The sequence below is a fragment of the Brevundimonas sp. genome, from assembly GCF_035627475.1.
Lineage (GTDB): Bacteria > Pseudomonadota > Alphaproteobacteria > Caulobacterales > Caulobacteraceae > Brevundimonas.
Genome location: NZ_DASPLR010000004.1, coordinates 85825 through 104433, shown reverse-complemented (window position 1 = coordinate 104433; position 18609 = coordinate 85825). Strand labels below are relative to the sequence as shown.

At 70.9% G+C, this 18609-nt stretch carries 17 protein-coding genes; 11 read left to right on the top strand and 6 right to left on the bottom strand.

Annotated elements, in window-relative coordinates:
* Positions 1 to 146 precede the first annotated feature (146 nt).
* Genes VEA62_RS01380 through VEA62_RS01370 form a run of 3 tightly spaced genes read left to right on the top strand, consistent with a single transcriptional unit; the run spans position 147 to position 3980 of the window.
* Positions 147 to 1748: a toll/interleukin-1 receptor domain-containing protein gene (locus VEA62_RS01380; RefSeq protein ID WP_324817418.1), complete on the top strand. Its 1602-nt coding sequence runs from the start codon at positions 147 to 149 to the stop codon at positions 1746 to 1748.
* A complete protein-coding gene (locus VEA62_RS01375; RefSeq protein WP_324817415.1) occupies positions 1745 to 2353 on the top strand; it encodes a nucleotide synthetase in 609 nt (202 codons plus the stop codon). Before VEA62_RS01380 ends, VEA62_RS01375 begins: the two co-directional genes overlap by 4 nt.
* 49 nt (positions 2354 to 2402) lie before the next feature.
* Positions 2403 to 3980 carry a tetratricopeptide repeat-containing protein gene (locus VEA62_RS01370; protein ID WP_324817411.1) on the top strand — a complete coding sequence of 526 codons (1578 nt, stop codon included), beginning with the start codon at positions 2403 to 2405 and terminating at the stop codon, positions 3978 to 3980.
* Here the strand turns inward: VEA62_RS01370 and VEA62_RS01365 are convergent.
* Positions 3977 to 4648, bottom strand: a complete 672-nt coding sequence (locus VEA62_RS01365; RefSeq protein WP_324817408.1) for a Crp/Fnr family transcriptional regulator — start codon at positions 4646 to 4648, stop codon at positions 3977 to 3979. The two genes, VEA62_RS01370 and VEA62_RS01365, sit on opposite strands and share 4 nt — an antisense overlap.
* A 192-nt stretch (positions 4649 to 4840) precedes the next feature.
* Positions 4841 to 6814, bottom strand: coding sequence for an acetate--CoA ligase (gene acs / locus VEA62_RS01360; RefSeq protein WP_324817405.1), 1974 nt, complete (start codon positions 6812 to 6814; stop codon positions 4841 to 4843).
* Between the two features lie 164 nt (positions 6815 to 6978).
* On the opposite strand from acs, the gene VEA62_RS01355 reads away from it, so the two are divergent.
* Genes VEA62_RS01355 through VEA62_RS01330 form a run of 6 tightly spaced genes read left to right on the top strand, consistent with a single transcriptional unit; the run spans position 6979 to position 12990 of the window.
* On the top strand, positions 6979 to 7644 hold the full coding sequence (locus VEA62_RS01355) for a DUF4129 domain-containing protein (RefSeq protein ID WP_324817403.1): 666 nt from the start codon (positions 6979 to 6981) through the stop codon (positions 7642 to 7644).
* Entirely contained in the window at positions 7641 to 8876 is a 1236-nt protein-coding gene (locus tag VEA62_RS01350) for a hypothetical protein (protein ID WP_324817401.1), read from the top strand. The genes VEA62_RS01355 and VEA62_RS01350 overlap by 4 nt, the downstream gene beginning before the upstream one ends.
* A complete protein-coding gene (locus VEA62_RS01345) occupies positions 8869 to 9819 on the top strand; it encodes an AAA family ATPase (RefSeq protein WP_414641781.1) in 951 nt (316 codons plus the stop codon). The genes VEA62_RS01350 and VEA62_RS01345 overlap by 8 nt, the downstream gene beginning before the upstream one ends.
* Positions 9816 to 11120, top strand: a complete 1305-nt coding sequence (locus VEA62_RS01340) for a DUF58 domain-containing protein (RefSeq protein ID WP_324817396.1) — start codon at positions 9816 to 9818, stop codon at positions 11118 to 11120. The genes VEA62_RS01345 and VEA62_RS01340 overlap by 4 nt, the downstream gene beginning before the upstream one ends.
* A complete protein-coding gene (locus VEA62_RS01335) occupies positions 11117 to 12115 on the top strand; it encodes a stage II sporulation protein M (protein WP_324817394.1) in 999 nt (332 codons plus the stop codon). Before VEA62_RS01340 ends, VEA62_RS01335 begins: the two co-directional genes overlap by 4 nt.
* Positions 12112 to 12990 (top strand): RDD family protein, encoded by an 879-nt coding sequence (locus VEA62_RS01330; protein WP_324817392.1) that lies wholly within the window; start codon positions 12112 to 12114, stop codon positions 12988 to 12990. Before VEA62_RS01335 ends, VEA62_RS01330 begins: the two co-directional genes overlap by 4 nt.
* An 8-nt stretch (positions 12991 to 12998) precedes the next feature.
* On the opposite strand, the gene VEA62_RS01325 is transcribed toward VEA62_RS01330, so the two are convergent.
* From VEA62_RS01325 to VEA62_RS01315, 3 genes are all read right to left on the bottom strand, one after another.
* On the bottom strand, positions 12999 to 13778 hold the full coding sequence (locus tag VEA62_RS01325; protein ID WP_324817389.1) for a hypothetical protein: 780 nt from the start codon (positions 13776 to 13778) through the stop codon (positions 12999 to 13001).
* A gap of 68 nt (positions 13779 to 13846) precedes the next feature.
* Entirely contained in the window at positions 13847 to 14467 is a 621-nt protein-coding gene (locus VEA62_RS01320) for a glutathione S-transferase (protein WP_324817387.1), read from the bottom strand.
* A gap of 17 nt (positions 14468 to 14484) precedes the next feature.
* Entirely contained in the window at positions 14485 to 15756 is a 1272-nt protein-coding gene (locus VEA62_RS01315; protein WP_324817384.1) for a NupC/NupG family nucleoside CNT transporter, read from the bottom strand.
* Positions 15757 to 15976: 220 nt separating this feature from the next.
* Here VEA62_RS01315 and VEA62_RS01310 point away from each other — a divergent pair, with 220 nt between their 5' ends.
* On the top strand, positions 15977 to 16912 hold the full coding sequence (locus tag VEA62_RS01310) for a DUF4349 domain-containing protein (protein ID WP_324817381.1): 936 nt from the start codon (positions 15977 to 15979) through the stop codon (positions 16910 to 16912).
* Here VEA62_RS01310 and VEA62_RS01305 read toward each other — a convergent pair.
* On the bottom strand, positions 16909 to 17784 hold the full coding sequence (locus VEA62_RS01305; RefSeq protein ID WP_324817378.1) for a branched-chain amino acid aminotransferase: 876 nt from the start codon (positions 17782 to 17784) through the stop codon (positions 16909 to 16911). The genes VEA62_RS01310 and VEA62_RS01305 overlap by 4 nt on opposite strands.
* Positions 17785 to 17872: 88 nt before the next feature.
* Here VEA62_RS01305 and VEA62_RS01300 point away from each other — a divergent pair, with 88 nt between their 5' ends.
* The gene (locus VEA62_RS01300) at positions 17873 to 18604 is read left to right on the top strand and encodes a response regulator transcription factor (protein WP_324817376.1); all 732 of its coding nucleotides are present in this window, start codon (positions 17873 to 17875) and stop codon (positions 18602 to 18604) included.
* Positions 18605 to 18609 lie beyond the last annotated feature (5 nt).

The following is an 18609-nucleotide window of genomic DNA, read 5'->3' as shown; positions in this document are numbered from 1 at the left end:
CTGACAGTCTGACGTGCGCCCAGGCGCACCTCCATCGATCAGGCGAGTATGAGGCGCTGCGTCCCTCGCTGTCCGTGACGGCCGTCACGCCCCTCGGTTGTGCCTGACGCCGGTCTCTGGCAGCGTGGCTGTGGGGGAGAGGGACGATGGACGAGGGGGATGGCGCGCCCGCGCGGTACCGGGCCTTCATCAGCTACAGCCATCGGGACGCGGCGGCGGGCAGACGCCTCCACCGGCGGTTGGAGCGGTATGTTCTGCCCCGGCGGCTGGTGGGGCGCACCACGCCGAGGGGCGCCGTGCCCCGGCGGCTCAGCCCCATCTTTCGCGATCGCGAGGATCTGCCTGCCGCCGACAGCCTGAGCAAGGAGGTGCGGGCGGCGCTGGCCGACTCGGCCAGCCTGATCGTGGTCTGCTCGCCGGCCGCCCGGCGATCGCCGTGGGTGGCGCGCGAGGTCGAACTGTTCCGTTCGCTGCATCCGGACCGCCCCGTTCTGGCCGCCCTGATCGCGGGGACGCCGGCGGACTCCTTTCCGGACGCGCTCCTGCACGACGATGGCGCCCAAGGCGCCCGCGAACCGCTGGCCGCCGATCTCCAGCCAGCGGGAGACGGACCGCGGCTTGGCTTCCTCAAGCTTGTCGCGGGGGTGGTCGGCCTCGGGCTGGACGAGCTGGTGCAACGCGACGCCCAGCGCCGGTTGCGGGCCGTGACCGCCGTCACGGCGGCGGCCGTGGCGGGGATGCTAGCCATGACCTTGCTGACCGCCATGGCCATCGGGGCGCGGCGTGAGGCGGAACGGCAACGCGCCGAAGCCGAGGGAATGGTCGAGTTCATGCTCACCGATCTGCGAGACACGCTCGAAGGCGTCGGCCGGCTCGATGCGCTGGACGCGGTCAATGCGCGGGCCATCCGGTACTACGAGGCCCAGGACATCGGCCGGCTCCCGCCCGACTCGCTGGAGCGCCGCGCCCGGGTGATGCTGGCCATCGGGACGGAGCTGCAGACGCGCGGCGATCTCGACGGAGCCATGCAGCGGTTCGAGGAGGCGCGGCGCACCACCGCCGCCCTGCTCGCCGCCGACCCCGACAATCCGGACCGCATCTGGGCCCACGGGCAGAGCGAGTTCGCCCTCGGCTCCCTCGCCTTCGACCGTCAGCAGTACGGACCGGCGCGGACCGCCTTCGAAGCCTATCGCGACCTGTCCGAGCGGCTGGTGGCGCGCGAGCCGAAGAACGCCCGCTACCTTCGCGAGGCCGGATTCGCCCAGGGGAACCTGTGCAGCCTGGGCGTGGCGCAGCGTTCGCAACCCGGGGCGACGCTGGTCGCCTGCCGCGCGGCCCTGGCTCGTATGGAGGCGGCCGCCGCCGCCGCCCCGCAGCCGGCCGGATACGCGCTCGACCTCGCCAACCGGCACGCCTGGCTGGCCGACGCCTGGCGGCTCAACGGCGACGACGGCGAGGCCCGCGAACACCGCCTCGCCGAGGAGACGATCCTGCGCCGCCTGACGGCCGCGGACCCGGCCAACATGGAGGTCCGGTTGCGCTGGGTCGGTCTGCACCGGGCCGTGGCAGGCCTCGAGTTCACCGGCGGACGCGCCGACCTGGCGCGCCAGAGGCTGCAATCCGCGCTGGAGACGGCGGACGCCATGGTCGCCCACGAACCGGCCAACGAACGCTGGGCGGCGCTGCGCCGCAAGACCGCCGACGACCTCGTCGCGCTGGAACGACTGCAGAAGGAGAGACTGCAATGACCGCTACAGAACCCGAGGCCTTCCCGATCGGCGGCGTTCCGTTGCCGAGCACCCAACAGCAGTGGAACCTGGGGGAAGTCGTCTATACCCAGTATGGCTATGACGAGACGCTGCCGGAGGGGCACAGGGTATTCGTCAAGATTCGCAGCTATGCCCTGCCCGAAACCGACATTGGCCGGTTCGTCGACGAGCGGATCGCTCGTGCGCCCCTGACCGACAAGGGCAAGCTCCGCCGCTGGACGCGGAAGCATCAAAAGGACGATCGGGACTCCAACATCTATGTCGGCCAGCCATGTTGGGTGGTCATCGAACTCGATCCCGACGTCGACTGGCAGTTCGCACCGGACGAGCCGGGCATCACCACCAAGGCCGACTACAAGCAGGACAACTGCGACCTCGTCCACGTCACGACGACCGGGACCCGGGCGGAGTCACGGGCACCCGCCAATGGCACGTGCAAGCTCATCTACTTCGTCGTGCAGAGCCGTCCGAATGACATGGATCACCAGGGATTCATCTGCAACGTCATCTACGGAGGCAAGCGCCGTGACGACATGATCGATCCCGACATCCCGAACGACGGCGGCCGGTTTCCCAGAAAGTGACGTCTGTCTGCAGAACATCTCGACGAGGCCGACGCGTGAGACCCGCATCTTGAACCAGTCCCCGCCCGCGTCCCTGCTGACGATCATCGCCCTCGCCCGGTCCGGAGCCCTGGAGCGGGCGAGACGGCTGTTCGACGAGGCCGGGCTCGCCGCCGTAACCGACGATCCGGCCACGCTCAGCGTGCGCGGGCGGCTGCTCAAGGACGAGGCGCGGCAGGCGGCGGCGGCGGATCGCCCCCGCCTGTGGCGCGAGGCGGGCGACGCCTACGCCCGGGCCGCCGATCTGAGCGGGACCAGCTACCACTTGGTCAACGCCGCCACCCTCGCCCTGCTTGCGGACGACCGGCCCGCCGCCGAAGAGCGGGCGCGCAGGGTTCTGGGCAAGCTGGACGCCGGGGACACCGGACCCGAGACCCCCTACTATCTGGGCGCGACGCGGGCCGAGGCGCTGCTGCTGCTTGGCCGGATCGACGAGGCGAAGGCCGCGCTGGAGGACGCCCGCCGCCTCGCGCCGGAGGCGTGGGAGGACCACGCCACGACGCTGCGCCAGTTCACCCTGATCCTGGAGGTGCTTGGCGAGGACGACGCCTGGCTGGCGCCGCTGCAGCCGCCGCGCACCCTGCATTTCGCCGGGCCTCTCGCCGTCGCCGACGACGCGGACCTGCGCCGGCGCATCGACGCGGCCCTGGACGAGGCGCGCATCGGCTTCGCCTGGGGCGCCCTGGCCGGCGGGGCCGACCTGATCATCTCCGAAGCGGTTCTGGCGCGCGGAGCCGAACTCCATCTGGTGCTGCCCGCCCCTGCGGCCGTGTTCAGGGCCGAGTCGGCCGCGCCCCTGGGCGGGGACTGGGCGCAGCGGTTCGACGCGGTTCTGGCGCAGGCGGCGAGCGTATCCGTGGTCGAGGCGGAGCTCGCCGCGACGACCATGCTCCACATCCGGCTCGCGGCCGAGGCGGCGATGGGCCGGGCCGTGATGAAAGCGGCCTCGCTGGCCACCCAGGCGGTGCAGTTGCTGCTTGTCGATCCGGACGCCTCGACCGGCGCGACGGCGCGGATCGGCGAGCACTGGCGGCGGAGCGGCCGCCGCCAGACGCAGCTGGATGTCGCCCGGCCGCCGAACCTCGCCGGGGGCGTGAAGTCGCTGGCCGACGGCCCCCCGGACGGTGTCCTCGCGGCCATGCTGGCGGTCGCCCTCGACGACGACGCCAGCGGCCTCGCCCGCATCGGCGGGGCTCTGGCCGATGCGGCGAACCCGCTGACGGCTCCGGTGGTCGCCGGGCAGGCGCTCCACCTGGCCTTCCCGAATCCCGCCCAGGCCGCCGACGCCGCGGACCGGATCATCGCCGCCCTCGGGCCGGACACCGGGCGGATCGCCGCCCACTACGGCGTGGCGCGGCGGGTGGACAGCCCGTTCGCGGGTCCGCCCGCACTGATCGGCGCCGCCACCGGCGTCGCGCCCGACATGCTGGCCTCGACCCCCGACGGCGCGATCCATCTGAGCGAGACCTTCGCCGCGGCCCTGCACGGCTGGACCCCCGTCGCGGCCGGCGAGACCCCCTACGTCGGCGAGCTGTCGAGAGGCGGCGAAACGATCGCCCTGTACGCCCTGAGCCGTGCGGGCGGCTAGACGACCAGTTCCTCGAGGCGCTGGGCCGCCACGATGACCAGGGCGTCGCCCTCGCGGCGCACGATGCCTCGCCGCTCGAGGGCGCTGACGGCGCGGGATACGGTCTCCCGGGTGCTCTGGACCCGGACGGCCAGGGCCGCGTGCACAGGCGCGGGGCGGATCGCCTTTCCGTCGCCGAGCCGCGCCAGCCGCAGCAGCTCCGCATAGACGCGGCCGGGAGCAGAGAGGGTCGTCCGGTCCACCATCCTGGCGCTGGTGGCGCGCAACTGCCCGAGCAGGGAACGGACCAGCAGCAGGCCGAGCGAGCCATGGCGGTCGACCAGCATCACGAAGTCGCCCGCGGGAACGCAGGCGGCGCGCGTCGGGTCCGCGGCGACGACGTCCGCCTCGACCGGCCAGGCGTCCGCCGCGCCGATCGCGCCGAACAGGTCGCCCGTCCGGTATTCGTGGACCAGCACCATCTGGCCGTCGAGGCCGTAGACCAGCGCCTGGGCCCGTCCGCCCACGACGAGGTAGGCGTGGCCCCACCGGTCGCCATGGCGCAGGATCACCGCGCGGGCCGCATACTCCCGCGCCGTGGCGTGCGCCGCCAGGGCGTCCGCCACCTCTGGCGAGCCCCCCAGGGCGTTCCGGATATCGTCCCGCAGCTCGGTCGCCTCGACAGCCATGCGGCGCCCCCCGGATAGCGCCGGCCTCGCGGCCGGCGAGGCAGGGTCGCCAAAATCGCGGCCATCCGCAATCGTCACGCCCGCCCTTCGGTATTGCGCCAGCTGACCGGGGCGGAAACCCGCCCGGTCGGAACCCTGCCCCACCGCCGATATCCACCCGCACGCGCGAATCGTGCCAATCAGGGACGTGGTTCAACCACCGGCTTGTGCAGGGAAACTTGCCCCGGCGCGGTTCCGGACCAGGTCCTCGACCACCGCCGGGTCGGCCAGGGTGGAGGTGTCGCCCAGGGCGTGGATCTCGTTCTCGGCGATCTTCCTCAGGATACGGCGCATGATCTTTCCCGACCGGGTCTTGGGCAGACCCGGGGCCCACTGGATCACGTCGGGCGCGGCGATCGGCCCGATCTCGGTCCGCACCTGGGCGATCAGGTCCTTGCGCAACGCCTCGCTCGGCTCGACACCGGCGTTCAGCGTCACATAGGCGTAGATGCCCTGGCCCTTTATGTCGTGCGGAAAGCCGACCACCGCCGCCTCGGCCACCGCCTCGTGCAGCACCAGGGCGCTCTCGACCTCCGCCGTTCCCATCCGGTGGCCCGAGACGTTGATGACGTCGTCCACCCGGCCGGTGATCCAGTAGTAGCCGTCCTCGTCCCTGCGGCAGCCGTCGCCGGTGAAATACTTGCCCGGATAGGCGCTGAAATAGGTGTCGAAGAAGCGGGCGTGGTCTCCCCAGACGGTGCGCATCTGCCCCGGCCAGCTATCGGTGATGCACAGATTGCCCGAAGCGGCGCCCTCCAGCACAGCGCCATCGGCGTCGACCAGCTGCAGCTCGACGCCGGGCAGCGGTTTCGTCGCCGAGCCCGGCTTCAGATCCGTCGCCCCCGGCAGGGGCGAAACCAGCACGCCGCCCGTCTCGGTCTGCCACCAGGTGTCCACGATCGGGCAGCGCCCTTCTCCCACCACCTCGTGATACCAGCGCCAGGCCTCCGGATTGATCGGCTCGCCGACCGTGCCGAGCAGGCGCAGCGAGGCGCGGCTCGTCGCCTTCACCGGCCCGTCGCCTTCCCGCATCAGCGCCCGCAGCGCCGTCGGGGCGGTGTAGAAGATCTCGACCCTGTGCTTGTCCACGACCTGCCAGAAGCGGCTGTGGTCCGGGTAGTTGGGCACCCCCTCGAACATCAGGGTCGTCGCGCCATTGGCCAGCGGACCATAGACGCAATAGCTGTGGCCGGTGACCCAGCCCACATCGGCGGTGCACCAGAACACCTCTCCGGGGCGGTAGTCGAACACCAGTTCGTGCGTCCACGCCGCCCAGAACAGATAGCCGCCCGTGGTGTGCAGCACCCCCTTCGGCTTGCCTGTCGAGCCCGAGGTGTAGAGGATGAACAGCGGATCCTCGGCCTTCATCGGCTCGCACGGGCAGTCGTCGCCGACCCCGTGCCTGGCCTCGCCGTAGCGCACGTCGCGGCCCTCGACGATCGGGATGTCGGCGTTGGTGTGCGAGACGATCAGCACCTTTTCGACGATGGCGCCGGCCTCCTTCTTCAGCGCCGCGTCGACATTGGCCTTCAGCGGCACCCGCTTGCCGCCGCGCAGCCCCTCGTCGGCGGTGATCACCACCCTGGACCCGCAGTCCTCGATCCGGCCGGACAGGCTGTCGGGGGAGAAGCCGCCGAACACCACGGAATGCACCGCCCCGATCCGGGCGCAGGCCAGCATGGCCACCGCCGCCGCCGGGATCATCGGCAAATAGATCGTGACCCGGTCGCCCTTCGCCACGCCCAGCCCCTTGAGGACATTGGCCATGCGGCAGACTTCGCGGTGCAGTTCGCGATAGCTCAGCCTGCCCGACTGCGCCGGGTCGTCGCCTTCCCAGAGGATCGCCGTCTCGTCGCCCCGCGTCTCCAGATGGCGGTCGAGGCAATTCCAGGCGACGTTCAGCACCCCGTCCTCGAACCAGCGGATGCGAAAGTCGGCCCGGTCGAACGAGACGTCCTTGATCCGGGTCGGCGGCGTCATCCAGTCCAGCCGCCGCGCCTGCTCGCGCCAGAAGGCGGCGGGATTCGTCCGCGCGGCGGTCCTCGCGGTCTCGTAGCCGGCGGCGTTCATGCGGGCCCGCTGCGCCCATTCGGAAGGAACGGGATAGACGTCTGGCTGATCGGTCATGGATGTCTCGGGCGGTTCAACGGCTGACCGGCCATCCGCAGGGCCGGTCGAAGGTCCTCGGTCGCCCGGCGGACCCCCCGAGCGATGCTGCCCCCTGCGAAAGACGGGGTCAACGCCCGCCAAAGTCTCGACTTCTCAACCCACAGTCGGCATCGTGGGCCGGCATGGGGCGATCTTCGGTTGTCAGTACAGCGTCGGCGGGGGCCGGGCGCGCAGCCTCCGACGGCGGCGGCGGCTTCGAGGCCGCGCACGCCGCCGTGGCGGGCGACCCCTCCCTGCAATTCGAGGTCGCGGCGATGCCGCCGCCCCCGTCCATGCCCGACTGGCTGATGGCGGTGTTCCGTTTCCTCGGCGAGCTCGCGCCGCTGTTCAGGGTCATCTTCTGGATCGGCCTCGCCGCCATCGTCCTGACGATCCTCTGGTTCATCGGGCGCGAACTGCTCCGCATACGCTTTCCGGAGCGCCATCGGCCCTCCGCCCCGTCGGGCGAAGGCGACTGGCGGCCGGCCGCGGGCGTCGCGCTCGCCCTCCTGTCCGACGCCGACGCCCTGGCCGAGCAGGGCCGCTACGACGAGGCCGTCCATCTCATCCTGTTGCGCAGTATCGGCGACATCGACGGCAGGCTTCCGAATACGGTCCGACCGGCGCTCACGGCCCGGGACATCGCCGGTCTGCAGCGCCTGCCCGCCGCCGCACGACCCGCCTTCTCGCGCATCGCCCGGGCCGTAGAGGCCAGCCTGTTCGGCGGGCGGCCCGTGGACCGGGCCGCCTTCACCGAATGCCGGCAGGCCTATGAGGCGTTCGCCTTTCCCGGCGCGTGGACCGCATGACCGGCGTCGCCCCCCCGCCAACGGCCGCGCGCGGCTTCCGGCCCGGAGTGGTGCTGGCCCTGGTCCTGGCGGCGGTCTTCGCCCTGTCCGCCATCGGCGTCCTGGGGGCCTATGCGCCCGAACTCGACCGGGGAGACGACGGCCGGGACCACGCCCTGTCGCGCTCGGCGATCGGCTATGCCGGCCTCGTCAGCCTGCTCCGCAACATGGACCGCCCCGTATTGCTCAGCCGGGGAAGCCTCGGGAGCGGCGCCGCCGGGAGCCTCGTCATTCTGACCCCGCCCGAAGGCCGCGACGAGGAGGCGCTGGATCGGCTCTTCGACAGCTCCGCCGAGGTCCTCGTGGTCTTGCCGAAATGGACCGCCCTGAACGATCCCGCACGCCGCGGCTGGGTTCGTGGCCTCCATGAGCTCGGCGCCCCGCAGAGCCTGTCCGTGCTGCCGCCGCATCTGCGCGACACCCTGACGCTTGCCCGCCGCAACGGTCCTTCGGAGGTGCGGCTGACCGCCGCCGGCGACCGCCGCCTTGCCGGCGGGGTTCGGGTCGAGGGACTACGCACCCTGTCCGGCCACGGCTGGACTCCGGTCATCCTCGATGGCGCGGGCCAGGCCGTCGTCGTCGTGCACCGCGATACGGGCGTTTACGTGCTTTCCGACCCCGACCTGCTCAACACCCGCGGCATGGACGATCCGCGCAAGGCGCGCGCCGCCCTGGCCCTGATCGACGAGTTGCAGGCCGGAAAGGGCGGGGTCGTGTTCGACCTGACCTTGCACGGGTTCGCCCGGCCGCGAAGCGTGCCGCGCCTGATGCTGGAGCCGCCGCTTCTGGGCTTCACCCTGTGCCTGGCCTTCGCCGTCGCCCTCGTGGGCTGGCAGGCGATGATCCGCTTCGCGCCGCATCGCCATGCCCGGCGGGCGGTCGCGCTGGGCAAGAAGGCGCTCGCCGACAATACCGCCGCCCTCGTGCGCCTGGCCCGGCGCGAACACCGGATGGCGGGGCCCTACGCCAGGCTGGTCCACGCCCAGGCCGCCCGGGCGGTCGCCGCGCCGTCGCGGCTGTCCGAGGAGGCCCTCACAGCCCTGCTTGACCGGCTCGCCTCGCGCCAGGGCCCGGCGACGCCCTATGCCGCCCTGGCCGCCCGGGCGGACACGGCCCGAAACGCGAGCGACCTGATGGCCGTCGCCCGAGCCCTGAACCGCTGGAAACTGGAGATGACGCGTGGACATGACTGAAGTCGGGACGCTGGCCGCCCGCATACGCGCGGAGGTCGGCAAGGCGGTGATCGGCCAGACCGACACCGTCGATCTGATGCTGACGGCGCTGTTCTGCGGCGGGCACATTCTGCTGGAAGGGCCTCCGGGCACCGCCAAGACGCTCCTGGCCCAGAGTTTCGCCCGGTCGCTCAGCCTCGATTTCGGCCGCATCCAGTTCACGCCCGACCTGATGCCGGGCGACATCCTCGGCTCCAACATCTTCAACTTCCAGACCTCGACCTTCACCCTGACGCGCGGGCCGGTGTTCTGCGACATCCTGCTCGCCGACGAGATCAACCGCACCCCGCCCAAGACCCAGGCGGCCCTGCTCGAGGCCATGCAGGAGCGGTCGGTCACCGTCGACGGCGACACCCATGTGCTGAGCGACCGGTTCACCGTCATCGCCACCCAGAACCCGATCGAGCAGCAGGGCGTCTATCCGCTGCCGGAGGCCCAGCTGGACCGTTTCCTGTTCAAGCAGACGCTCGACTATCCGTCCCGGGACGACGAGCTGAAGGTGGTCGAGGCGCATGGCTCACGCGGCGGAATGCCCGATCCGGTGGCCCTGGGCGTCCAGCCGGTGGCCGACGCGGCGGCCGTCGCCGCGGCCATCGCCATGGTGGGCCGGGTCCGGCTCGCCCCGGAGATTACCGCCTATGTGGTCGATCTGGTCCGGGCGACGCGAGAAAGCGCTGACCTCGAGACCGGCGCCTCCCCGCGCGCCGCGGCCATGCTGGCCCTCGCCTCGCGGGCGCGCGCCGCGCTGGATGGACGCGACTACGTCATTCCCGACGACGTCAAGACGCTGGCCCTGCCGGCCCTGCGCCACAAGGTCGTGCTGTCTCCGGCGGCCGAGATCGAGGGCCGCCGGGTCAACCAGGTGATCGGCAGCCTGATCGAACAGGCCGCCGCTCCGCGATGATCTATCCGACGCGCCTCAGCGTCCTGGCGGCCCTCGCGGGAGCGCCGCTCGCCCTGCTCGTGGGCCTGCTTCAGCCCGGCCTGTGGATCGTCGCGCCGGCGTGGCTGCTCGGCGTGGGCCTGCTGATGCTGATCGACGCCCTGATGGCCGCCTCTCCCGCGGCGGCGCGGATCGAACTGGAGGCGCCGGACTATCTCGCCGTCGCCGCGCCGGCCGAGGCCCGGCTGACGGTCGGCTTCGGCCGCTGGGGCGCCCGCCGCTCGGTGCAGGCGGCGCTCGACGCGGAGCCGCGGCTGGGCCTTGTGGAGGTGCGGGGCGTCGGCGATGCGGGAGGCGGCTTCCGCTTTCCGTTGCGTCCCGTGCGGCGCGGCCAGGCCGCCTTCCTGCAGGCGGTGGTGCGCTGGCGCGGCCCGCTGGGCCTCGTCTGGCGCCAGGCCCGCCGCAAGCTGGATGTGACCGTCGACATCGGCGCCGACATCCGCCGCATCGAGGACGAGGCGGTGCGGATGTTTTCCCGCGACGCCCAGCACGGCGCCAAGGTGCAACTCGACATCGGCGAAGGCGCGGAGTTCCACGCCCTGAGCGACTTCCACTCCGGCATGGACCGCCGCACCGTCGACTGGAAGCAGTCGGCGCGGCACCAGACCCTGCTGGCCAAGGAGTTCCGCACCGAGCGCAATCACCAGGTGGTCATGGCCCTCGACTGCGGCCGGGTGATGAGCGAGCCGATCGCCGGCGCCCCGCGCATCGACCGCGCCATCCACGGCGCCCTGATCCTCGCCTATGCCTCGCTGCGCGGCGGCGACCGCGCCGGCCTGTTCGCCTTCGACGACCGTCCGAGACTGTCCACGGGCGTGGTCGCGGGCGTCGGGGCCTTCCCCCTGCTGGCCCGCCAGGCCGCCCGCATCGACTATGGCGCGGAAGAGCCCAACTATGCGCTCGGTCTGACCAGCCTGTCGTCCAGCCTCAAGCGGCGCTCGCTGGTGGTCATCTTCACCGAGTTCGCGGACTCCACCGCCGCAGAGCTGATGATCGAGAGCGCCGGCCGGCTGGTGAAGCGGCACCTCGTGCTGTTCGTGGTCATGCGCGACGATGAGCTCGAGGCGCTGGTCACCGCCCCGCCCGAGACGCCGGAGGACGTCGCCCGCGCCGTCGTCGCCGCCAGCCTGCTCCAGCAAAGGGATCTGGTGCTGGCCCGCCTGCGCAGGCTGGGGGCCCATATCGTCGAGACCCCGGCGGAGCGGGTCGGGCCCGAGATCCTGAACGTCTATCTCGACCTCAAGCGGCGGGACCTGCTGTGAGCGAAAACCAACTCAAGAGCCAGCGCTTCCGGCGCGAACGCGAGGCGGACTGGCGGCGGCTGGAGGCCATCGTCGACAAGGCCGAGAAGCGCTCGGCCTCGGCGCTGTCGGACGCCGAGATCCTCGCTATGCCGGTGCTCTACAGATCGGCCCTGTCGTCGCTGTCGGTGGCTCGCGCCACCTCCCTGGACCAGGGCCTGATCGGCTATCTGGAGAGCCTCGCCACCCGGGCCTATTTCTTCGTCTACGGCGCCCGCTCCACGCCGCAGGAACAGCTGGCGTCCTTCTTCAGCCGGGACTGGCCCGGCAGCGTGCGCGGACTGTGGCGCGAGACCCTGATCGCGCTGGCCATCACACTGCTGGGGGCGGTCGTGGCCTGGTGGCTGATCGGATCGGACAGCGACTGGTTCTTCGGCTTCGTCGACCAGGCGCTCGCCGACGGCCGGGACCCGACCGCGTCGCGCGAGGCGCTGCGCGCGACCCTCTACCACGACGAGGGGGCCGAGGGACTGTCGGCCTTCTCGACCTATCTGTTCACCCACAACGCCCAGGTGGCGCTCGTCGCCTTCGCCCTGGGCTTCGCCTTCGGCGCGCCGACGATCGTGCTGCTGCTGATGAACGGGGCGATGCTGGGCGCGGTGGTCCATGTCTTCGTCGAGAAGGGGCTGGGCTTCGAATTCGGAGGCTGGCTGCTGATTCACGGCGTGACGGAGCTGTTCGCCATCATCCTGGCGGGCGCGGCTGGGCTGAAGATCGGCTGGGCGGTGGCCTTTCCGGGCCAGGACAGCCGGCTCGAGGCGCTCTCGGGGGCCGGCCGCTCGACCGGGGCGGCCATGGTCGGGGTCGTGCTGATGCTGCTGTGCGCCGGCCTGCTCGAAGGCTTCGGCCGCCAGCTGATCGTCAACGACCTGGCCCGCTACGGCGTCGCCGCGGCCACCGCGCTGATCTGGGGCCTCTATTTCTACGGTCCACGCCCCCGGAAGGCCGGCGCATGACCGCCGTCGACCTCACTCCCGCGGAACGAAAGCGCCAGCGGGCCCTGGTCACGCCGGAGGGGCTGGAACTCCGGCTCGAACTGGCGTCGGTCGGCCAGCGGCTCGGCGCCCTGATCATCGACATGCTGATCATCGGCGGGATCACCCTGACCACGATCATCGTCCTCCTGCTGGTGGCCTCGGCGGTCGGCGAGAGCGCCGCCGAACTGGTGGCGGTCGTGTTCTTCCTCGGCATGTTCCTGCTCAGGAACGGCTATTTCCTCGCCTATGAGATGTCGGCCAAGGCGGCGACGCCGGGCAAGCGGGTCCTGGGTCTCCGCGTCGCCGCGCGTGACGGCGGGCGGTTGAGGTTCGACGCTGTCTTCACCCGCAACGCCCTGCGCGAACTGGAGCTGTTCCTGCCGCTGTCGTTGATGATCGCCGGCCCCTTCAGCGGCGGCGGCGTGGACGGCTGGATCTACCTCCTGGGTTTGATCTGGTGCGGCGTCTTCGTCTTCCTGCCGGTGTTCAACGCCGACCGGCTGCGCGCCGGAGATCTCGTCGCGGGCACCTGGGTGCTGCGCGCGCCGCGCCAGAAGATGCTCCGCGACATGGCCGACGAGGGCGCCCTGCACCGGCCGGCCTTCGACTTCACCCCGGCCCAGCTGGACGTCTACGGGGTCAAGGAGCTGCAGGTGCTGGAGCAGGTGCTCCGCACCGGGGACCGGGCGACGGTCCGCGCCGTCGCCGACCGCATCGCCACCAAGATCGGCTATGTCCGCGGCGACGCGCCCGACGGCGAGTTCCTGCGCGCCTACTACCACGGCATCCGCGGGCGGCTGGAATCGCGCCTGCTGATGGGCCGGCGCCGCAAGGACAAGTTCGACGCCGCCTAGACCGGCCTCTAGTCGAAGATGGCGGCGACGCTCTCCTTGCCGCCGCCTTCCTTGACGGAGCGGAGCTCGACGTAGGCGGCCGCGACCATGGCGCCCCAGATCAGCGTCGACAGCGCCTGGACGGCGGGGCCGATGATCAGGCTCGCAACGTTCAGGGTGGAGTCTGGATCGAAACCTCCCAGGGCCACGCTCACCATCCCCGCGATCAGGCCCAGAACCCAGCTGACCGCGAAATAGATCACGGCGATCAGCAGCAGCCACCAGCGGTGATCGCGGGTCAGGATGCGGCTGCGGCTCAGGGCCCGCCCGACGCCCGTCCGCTCGGCGATGGCGACCGGGCCGGCCACCATCCAGATGAGGAAGATCAGGATCCCGGGGACGACCAGCAGGATCAGGCCGAGCATCATGGCCAGGCCGCTGACGATGCCGATCCCCAGAAGCACCCAGAACGACCGCAGGGCCACGCCGAGGCTCTCTCCAAGCGATGTCTTGCGGCCTTGCAGGTCCGCCACGACGGTGTGGGTGACGACACCCTGCATCAGCACACTGCAGACCATGCTGAGGAAGAGGCCTCCCAGCCAGACGAGGGCGGCCAGTCCCAGGAAGGTGTCGGTCCCCGTCCGGCCGAGCATCGTCGACTGGCCCCAGGCGAGGGCGGCCTGCGGGATCCCCACGAACAGGAAGGCGATCAGCAACAGCGGCAGGCCGTTGGCCCCGATCGCGCCGAATGTGAGCTCGAATACGCGGCCCACGTCGAACCGGCGCCGTTCCCTGAAAGTGCTGGACATCATCCCCTCCGTTTGAAGGGGAACAGAGCATCGGCCCGCTCCGCGCGCAACCGGAGTTTGCAGTAACCCTAGGCGCCCGCCTTCGCCGCGGGCCGGTTCCGGCAGGCCTCCAGCCAGCGCGCCAGATGCCCGAACTCCTCCGGCGGGCGGTAGCGGACCAGCCGCGCGAAATCGAGGCCGACCACGGCGACGATGTCGGCGATGGTGAACCGGTCCAGGGCCATGAACTCGCGGTCGGCGAGGTGCCGGTCCAGCGTTTTCATGAAGCGCTCGGCCGCCGCCCGGTTGTATTCCGCCACCTGCGGCAGCTGGGTCGCCTCCAGCGCCGCCAGCGCCGGATGCGAATGGCGCACGCTCAGCATGATCGGATTGGCCAGATAGAACTCCGCCCTGCGGGTCCACATCTCGACCACCGCCTGTTCGCGCGCGTCATGGCCGAACAGGTTCGGCTCGGGATACAGCGACTCCAGATAGCGGCCGATGGCGATCGATTCCGAGATCGTCGTGCCATCGTCCAGCGTCAGCGAGGGCAGATGCGGCACGCCGACCCGCTTGCGGTACTCCGGCGTCCTGTGCTCGCCGGCCAGGATGTCGACCTCGACGACCTCGACATCCTCGATGCCCTTCTCGGCCATGACCCAGCGCACGCGGCGGGGATTGGGCGCGCGGTGCGAGGTGTACAGCTTCATCGATCAGGCCTCCGGCGTCAGCGGAATATGGAGGCCGGCATCGCGCCCACAACCGCCGCGGTCATGAGCGTGGCCAGGAAACCGGCGAACAGCGCCTTCCAGACCATCCCCAGCACCTCCTCGCGCCGCTCGGGCATCAGCACGCTGAGGCCGGTCACGGTGATCCCCACCGAGCCGATGTTGGCGAAACCGCACAGGGCATAGGTCATCAGCATCCGCGTCCGCTCGCTCATCTCCGCGACGGGAACCTTGCCCAGCTCGATGAAGGCGACGAACTCGGTAAGGGTCAGCTTGACCCCCAGCAGCCACCCCGCGCGCCCGGCCTCCGACCATTCCACCCCGGTCAGCCACGCCACCGGCATGAACAGCCAGCCCAGCACCCGCTCGACCGTCACCGGCCCGTCGAACAGCCAGAGGCCGCCGATCATGATGTTGGCCAGGGCGACGAGCGCCACGAACACGATCAGCACCGCCGAGATGTTCAGCACCACCATCAGCCCGTCCGCCGTGCCCTTGACGATGGCGTCGATGGCGCTGTCGTACTTCAGGGCCGAGTCGTAGTCGGCGTGCGCCCCGCCCTCGCCCGGCCGCTCCGGGATCATGATCCGCGCCAGCAATATGCCCGCCGGCGCCGAGACGATCGAGGCGACCAGCACATGGCCCGCGGCGTTCGACATCACCGGCGCGAGGATCGCGGCATACGCCACCATGGTCGAGCCGGCGACCGTCGCCAGTCCCACCACCATCAGCAGGAACAGCTCCGACCGCGTCAGCTTGTCGAGATAGGCGCGGATCACGATCGGGCTCTCGATCATGCCGAGGAAGATGTTCGCCGCCACCGCCAGCGCCGAGGCCCCGCCCAGGCCCATGGTGCGCTGGAACAGGATGCCGAAGCCGTGGGTGATCCACTTCAGCACCTTCCAGTGCCACAGCAGGGCGGAAAGCGCCGAAATCACCAGGATCAGCGGCAGAACCTGGAAGGCGAAGGTGAACAGGGCCGGCTGGTTGGTCACGGCGTAGGGCTGGTCGCCTCCGGCCAGGTAGCCGAACACGAACTGCGTGCCCCGCTGGGTCGCCGCGTTCAGCCCGTCGACCGCCCCCGTGATCGCCGCCAGCACGTTCTGGGAGCCCGGAATGGCGAACAGCGCCAGCACCAGCCCGGCCTGAACCGCGATCGCGCCCAGCGCCAGTTTCCATGGGAAGGCGCGCCGGTTCTCTGACAGACCCCAGCAGGCGGCGACGACGACGACCAGGCCCAGAAGGCTTTGCAGATTCAGGACGCTGAACATGGACGCATTTCCCCGTCGGGCTCCCCGCCGGCCCTGCCCCGTTGAACGCCACGCGCGCGCTTCTGGCAAGCCGCCGTCGCCCGCCGCGCGTCCGCGGGTGACCACGACCTGAATTCGACGCGGCCCGGCCAAGGTTCCGCTCCACCCCGGCCCACAGTTCGCCGCGATCCCGGCGCGCCATCACGGAACCGTGATCAGCACGGCGACAGGGAGAATGACGATGCGAAAGGCTCTGATGCTGGCAGCCGCCAGCGCACTGGTTCTGTCCGCTTGCCAGCCAGCCGACAAGGCGAGGGAATCCTCCGACTACGCCGCCGCCGGGGCGGACGTGCAGGCGAACCTCGCTCCGGCGGCTCCTGACGCCGCCGCAAGGATCACGCGCGCCGAGGCGGCGGCTCCTTCGGATGGCCGTCCGCTGCCCGCCGCCGCCGAAACGCCGGAGCCCCTGCCCGCCCCGCTCGCCCCGGTCGCGCAGATCGCCTATGCCTTCAGCTATGTGATGTCAGTGCCCACCGAGCGCGGCGCCGAGCTGATGAGCCGTCACGAGTTCGCCTGCGTCACCGCCGGTCCCGGCCTCTGCCAGGTGGTGTCAGCCAACGCCGACTGGGCCTCGCGCCGACCCGGCGGTCGGCTGGAGTTGCGCGGCCAACCCGAGTGGATCAACCGCTTCCGCGCCGGACTGGCCCTCGACGCCCAAAACGCCGGCGGCCGTCTGGAGGAAGCCCTGACCGAGGGCGAGGACGTCACCGGCGGGATCGACGCCGCCGCCACCGGGGCGAAAACCTCGGCCTCGCTCGCCGAGCGCATCCGCGAACTGCAGCGCCGCCCGGGCGGCACGCTCGAACAGCGGCTGCAGATCGAACGCCAGCTCGCGGACCTGCAGCGCCAGTACGACGCCCGGCAGCTGGAGCTGAAGGCCCTGAACGACCGCGTCCAGAGCGCCCGGCTGACGCTGGAATACCGTCAGGGCGGCCTCATGGCCGCCGACAGCCCGACCCGCCCCGTCGCCCGCGCCCTCGGCGACGCCTTCGGCCTGTCGATGGGCATGCTGGCCGTGCTGATCACGATCGGATCGGTGCTGCTGCCCGTCGCCGTCATCGGCGGCGCGGTGTGGTGGGCCGTGGTGCGGCGGCGCAAGCCGGTTGTGGCGGCCTAGCCGCCCCGCACCAGCCGGCCGTAGTCTTCCATCAGGCCGAGGCTGAGGGCGCCGGGGGTGAATCGGTATTCGCCGATCTCGCTCACCGGCGTCACCTCGGCGGCCGTTCCGGTCAGGAAGCATTCGCTGAAGGTGGCCAGTTCCTCGGGGCGGATGTGGCGGACCACCACCTCGATGCCCTTGGCCGCGGCCATCTCGATCACGGTCTGGCGGGTGATGCCGTCCAGGATGGCGTCGACCGGCGGTGTGTGCAGCACGCCATCCTGGACGAAGAAGACGTTGGCGCCGGTCGCCTCGGCGACATAGCCGCGCCAGTCCAGCATCATGGCGTCGGCGTAGCCGCGCCGCTCCGCCGCCGTCTTCGACATGGTGCAGATCATGTACAGGCCCGCCGCCTTGGCCGCCGACGGCGCCGTGGCCGGGTCGGGGCGGCGCCATTTCGACCACTCCAGCCGGATGCCGCGCGCCTTGGTCTCCGGGTCGAAATAGCTGGGCCACTCCCACACCGCGATGGCGACCCGGACCTTGTTGCGGATCGCCGAGACGCTGACCGCCTCCGGGCCGAGGAAGGCCACCGGCCGCACATAGCAGTCGGCCAGCCCCATCTTCTCGCAGGTCGCCTTGCAGGCCGCGTCGATCTCGGCCACGCTGTACGGAAGGTCGAAATCCAGCAGGTTTGCAGAGCGCTTCAGGCGTTCGCTATGCGGGGTCAGCTTGAAGATTTCGCCGCCATACATACGCTCACCCTCGAAAACCGACGAGCCGTAGTGAAGGGCATGGGTCAGAACGTGCGTTTTCGCGTCCCTCCAGGGCACGAAATCCCCGTCCATCCAGATCCAGCCGTCACGATCGTCGAAAGGAACGAAGGCCATTGAATAACGTCTCCCGCGTCTGCCCCCGGGTTAGAGCCGTCCGAACCCGCGAGGTCAACGCCTCCACAGCGCACGGGGTCGCATCCGCATGACCGACGTCCGCCCCCATGGCCGCTCGGGTCCGGTCGCCGGTCCCGGCGCCGGCCGCCATTTGCTGGTGGTCGACGACGACGACCGGATTCGCGAACTGCTCAAGGAATTCCTCGCCCGCGAGGGCTATCGCGTCACCGGCGCGGCGCACGCCGCGGCGGCGAAGCGGCTGATGGAGCTGATCGAGTTCGACCTTGTCGTGCTCGACGTGATGATGCCGGGCGAGAGCGGCTTCGACCTGACCACCTGGGTCCGCTCCAAGGCCGAGACCTCGAAGACGCCGGTGCTGCTGCTGACCGCCAGGGGCGACCCCGACGACCGCATTGAGGGCCTGTCGCGCGGCGCTGACGACTATATGTCCAAGCCGTTCGACCCGCGCGAGCTGGCGTTGCGCGTCGACGCCATCCTGCGCCGCACCGGCGGCAAGCCCCTGACGCCGCGCGAGATCAAGCTCGGCCCGGCCGTGTTCGACATGGAGCGGCTGGAGCTGTCGAAGGACGGCAAGCCCCAGCGCCTGACCGAGGCCGAGGCCCAGTTGCTCAAGACGCTCGCCATCCACGCCCACGCGCCGGTCGAGCGGATGAGCCTGTCGCCCGACACCGCCGACATCACCGGCCGCGCCGTCGACGTGCAGGTCACCCGGCTGCGCCGCAAGCTGGAGGCCGATCCCAAGAACCCGCGCTACCTGCAGACGGTGCGCGGCGTCGGCTACATGCTGGCCCCGGACTGAGCCGC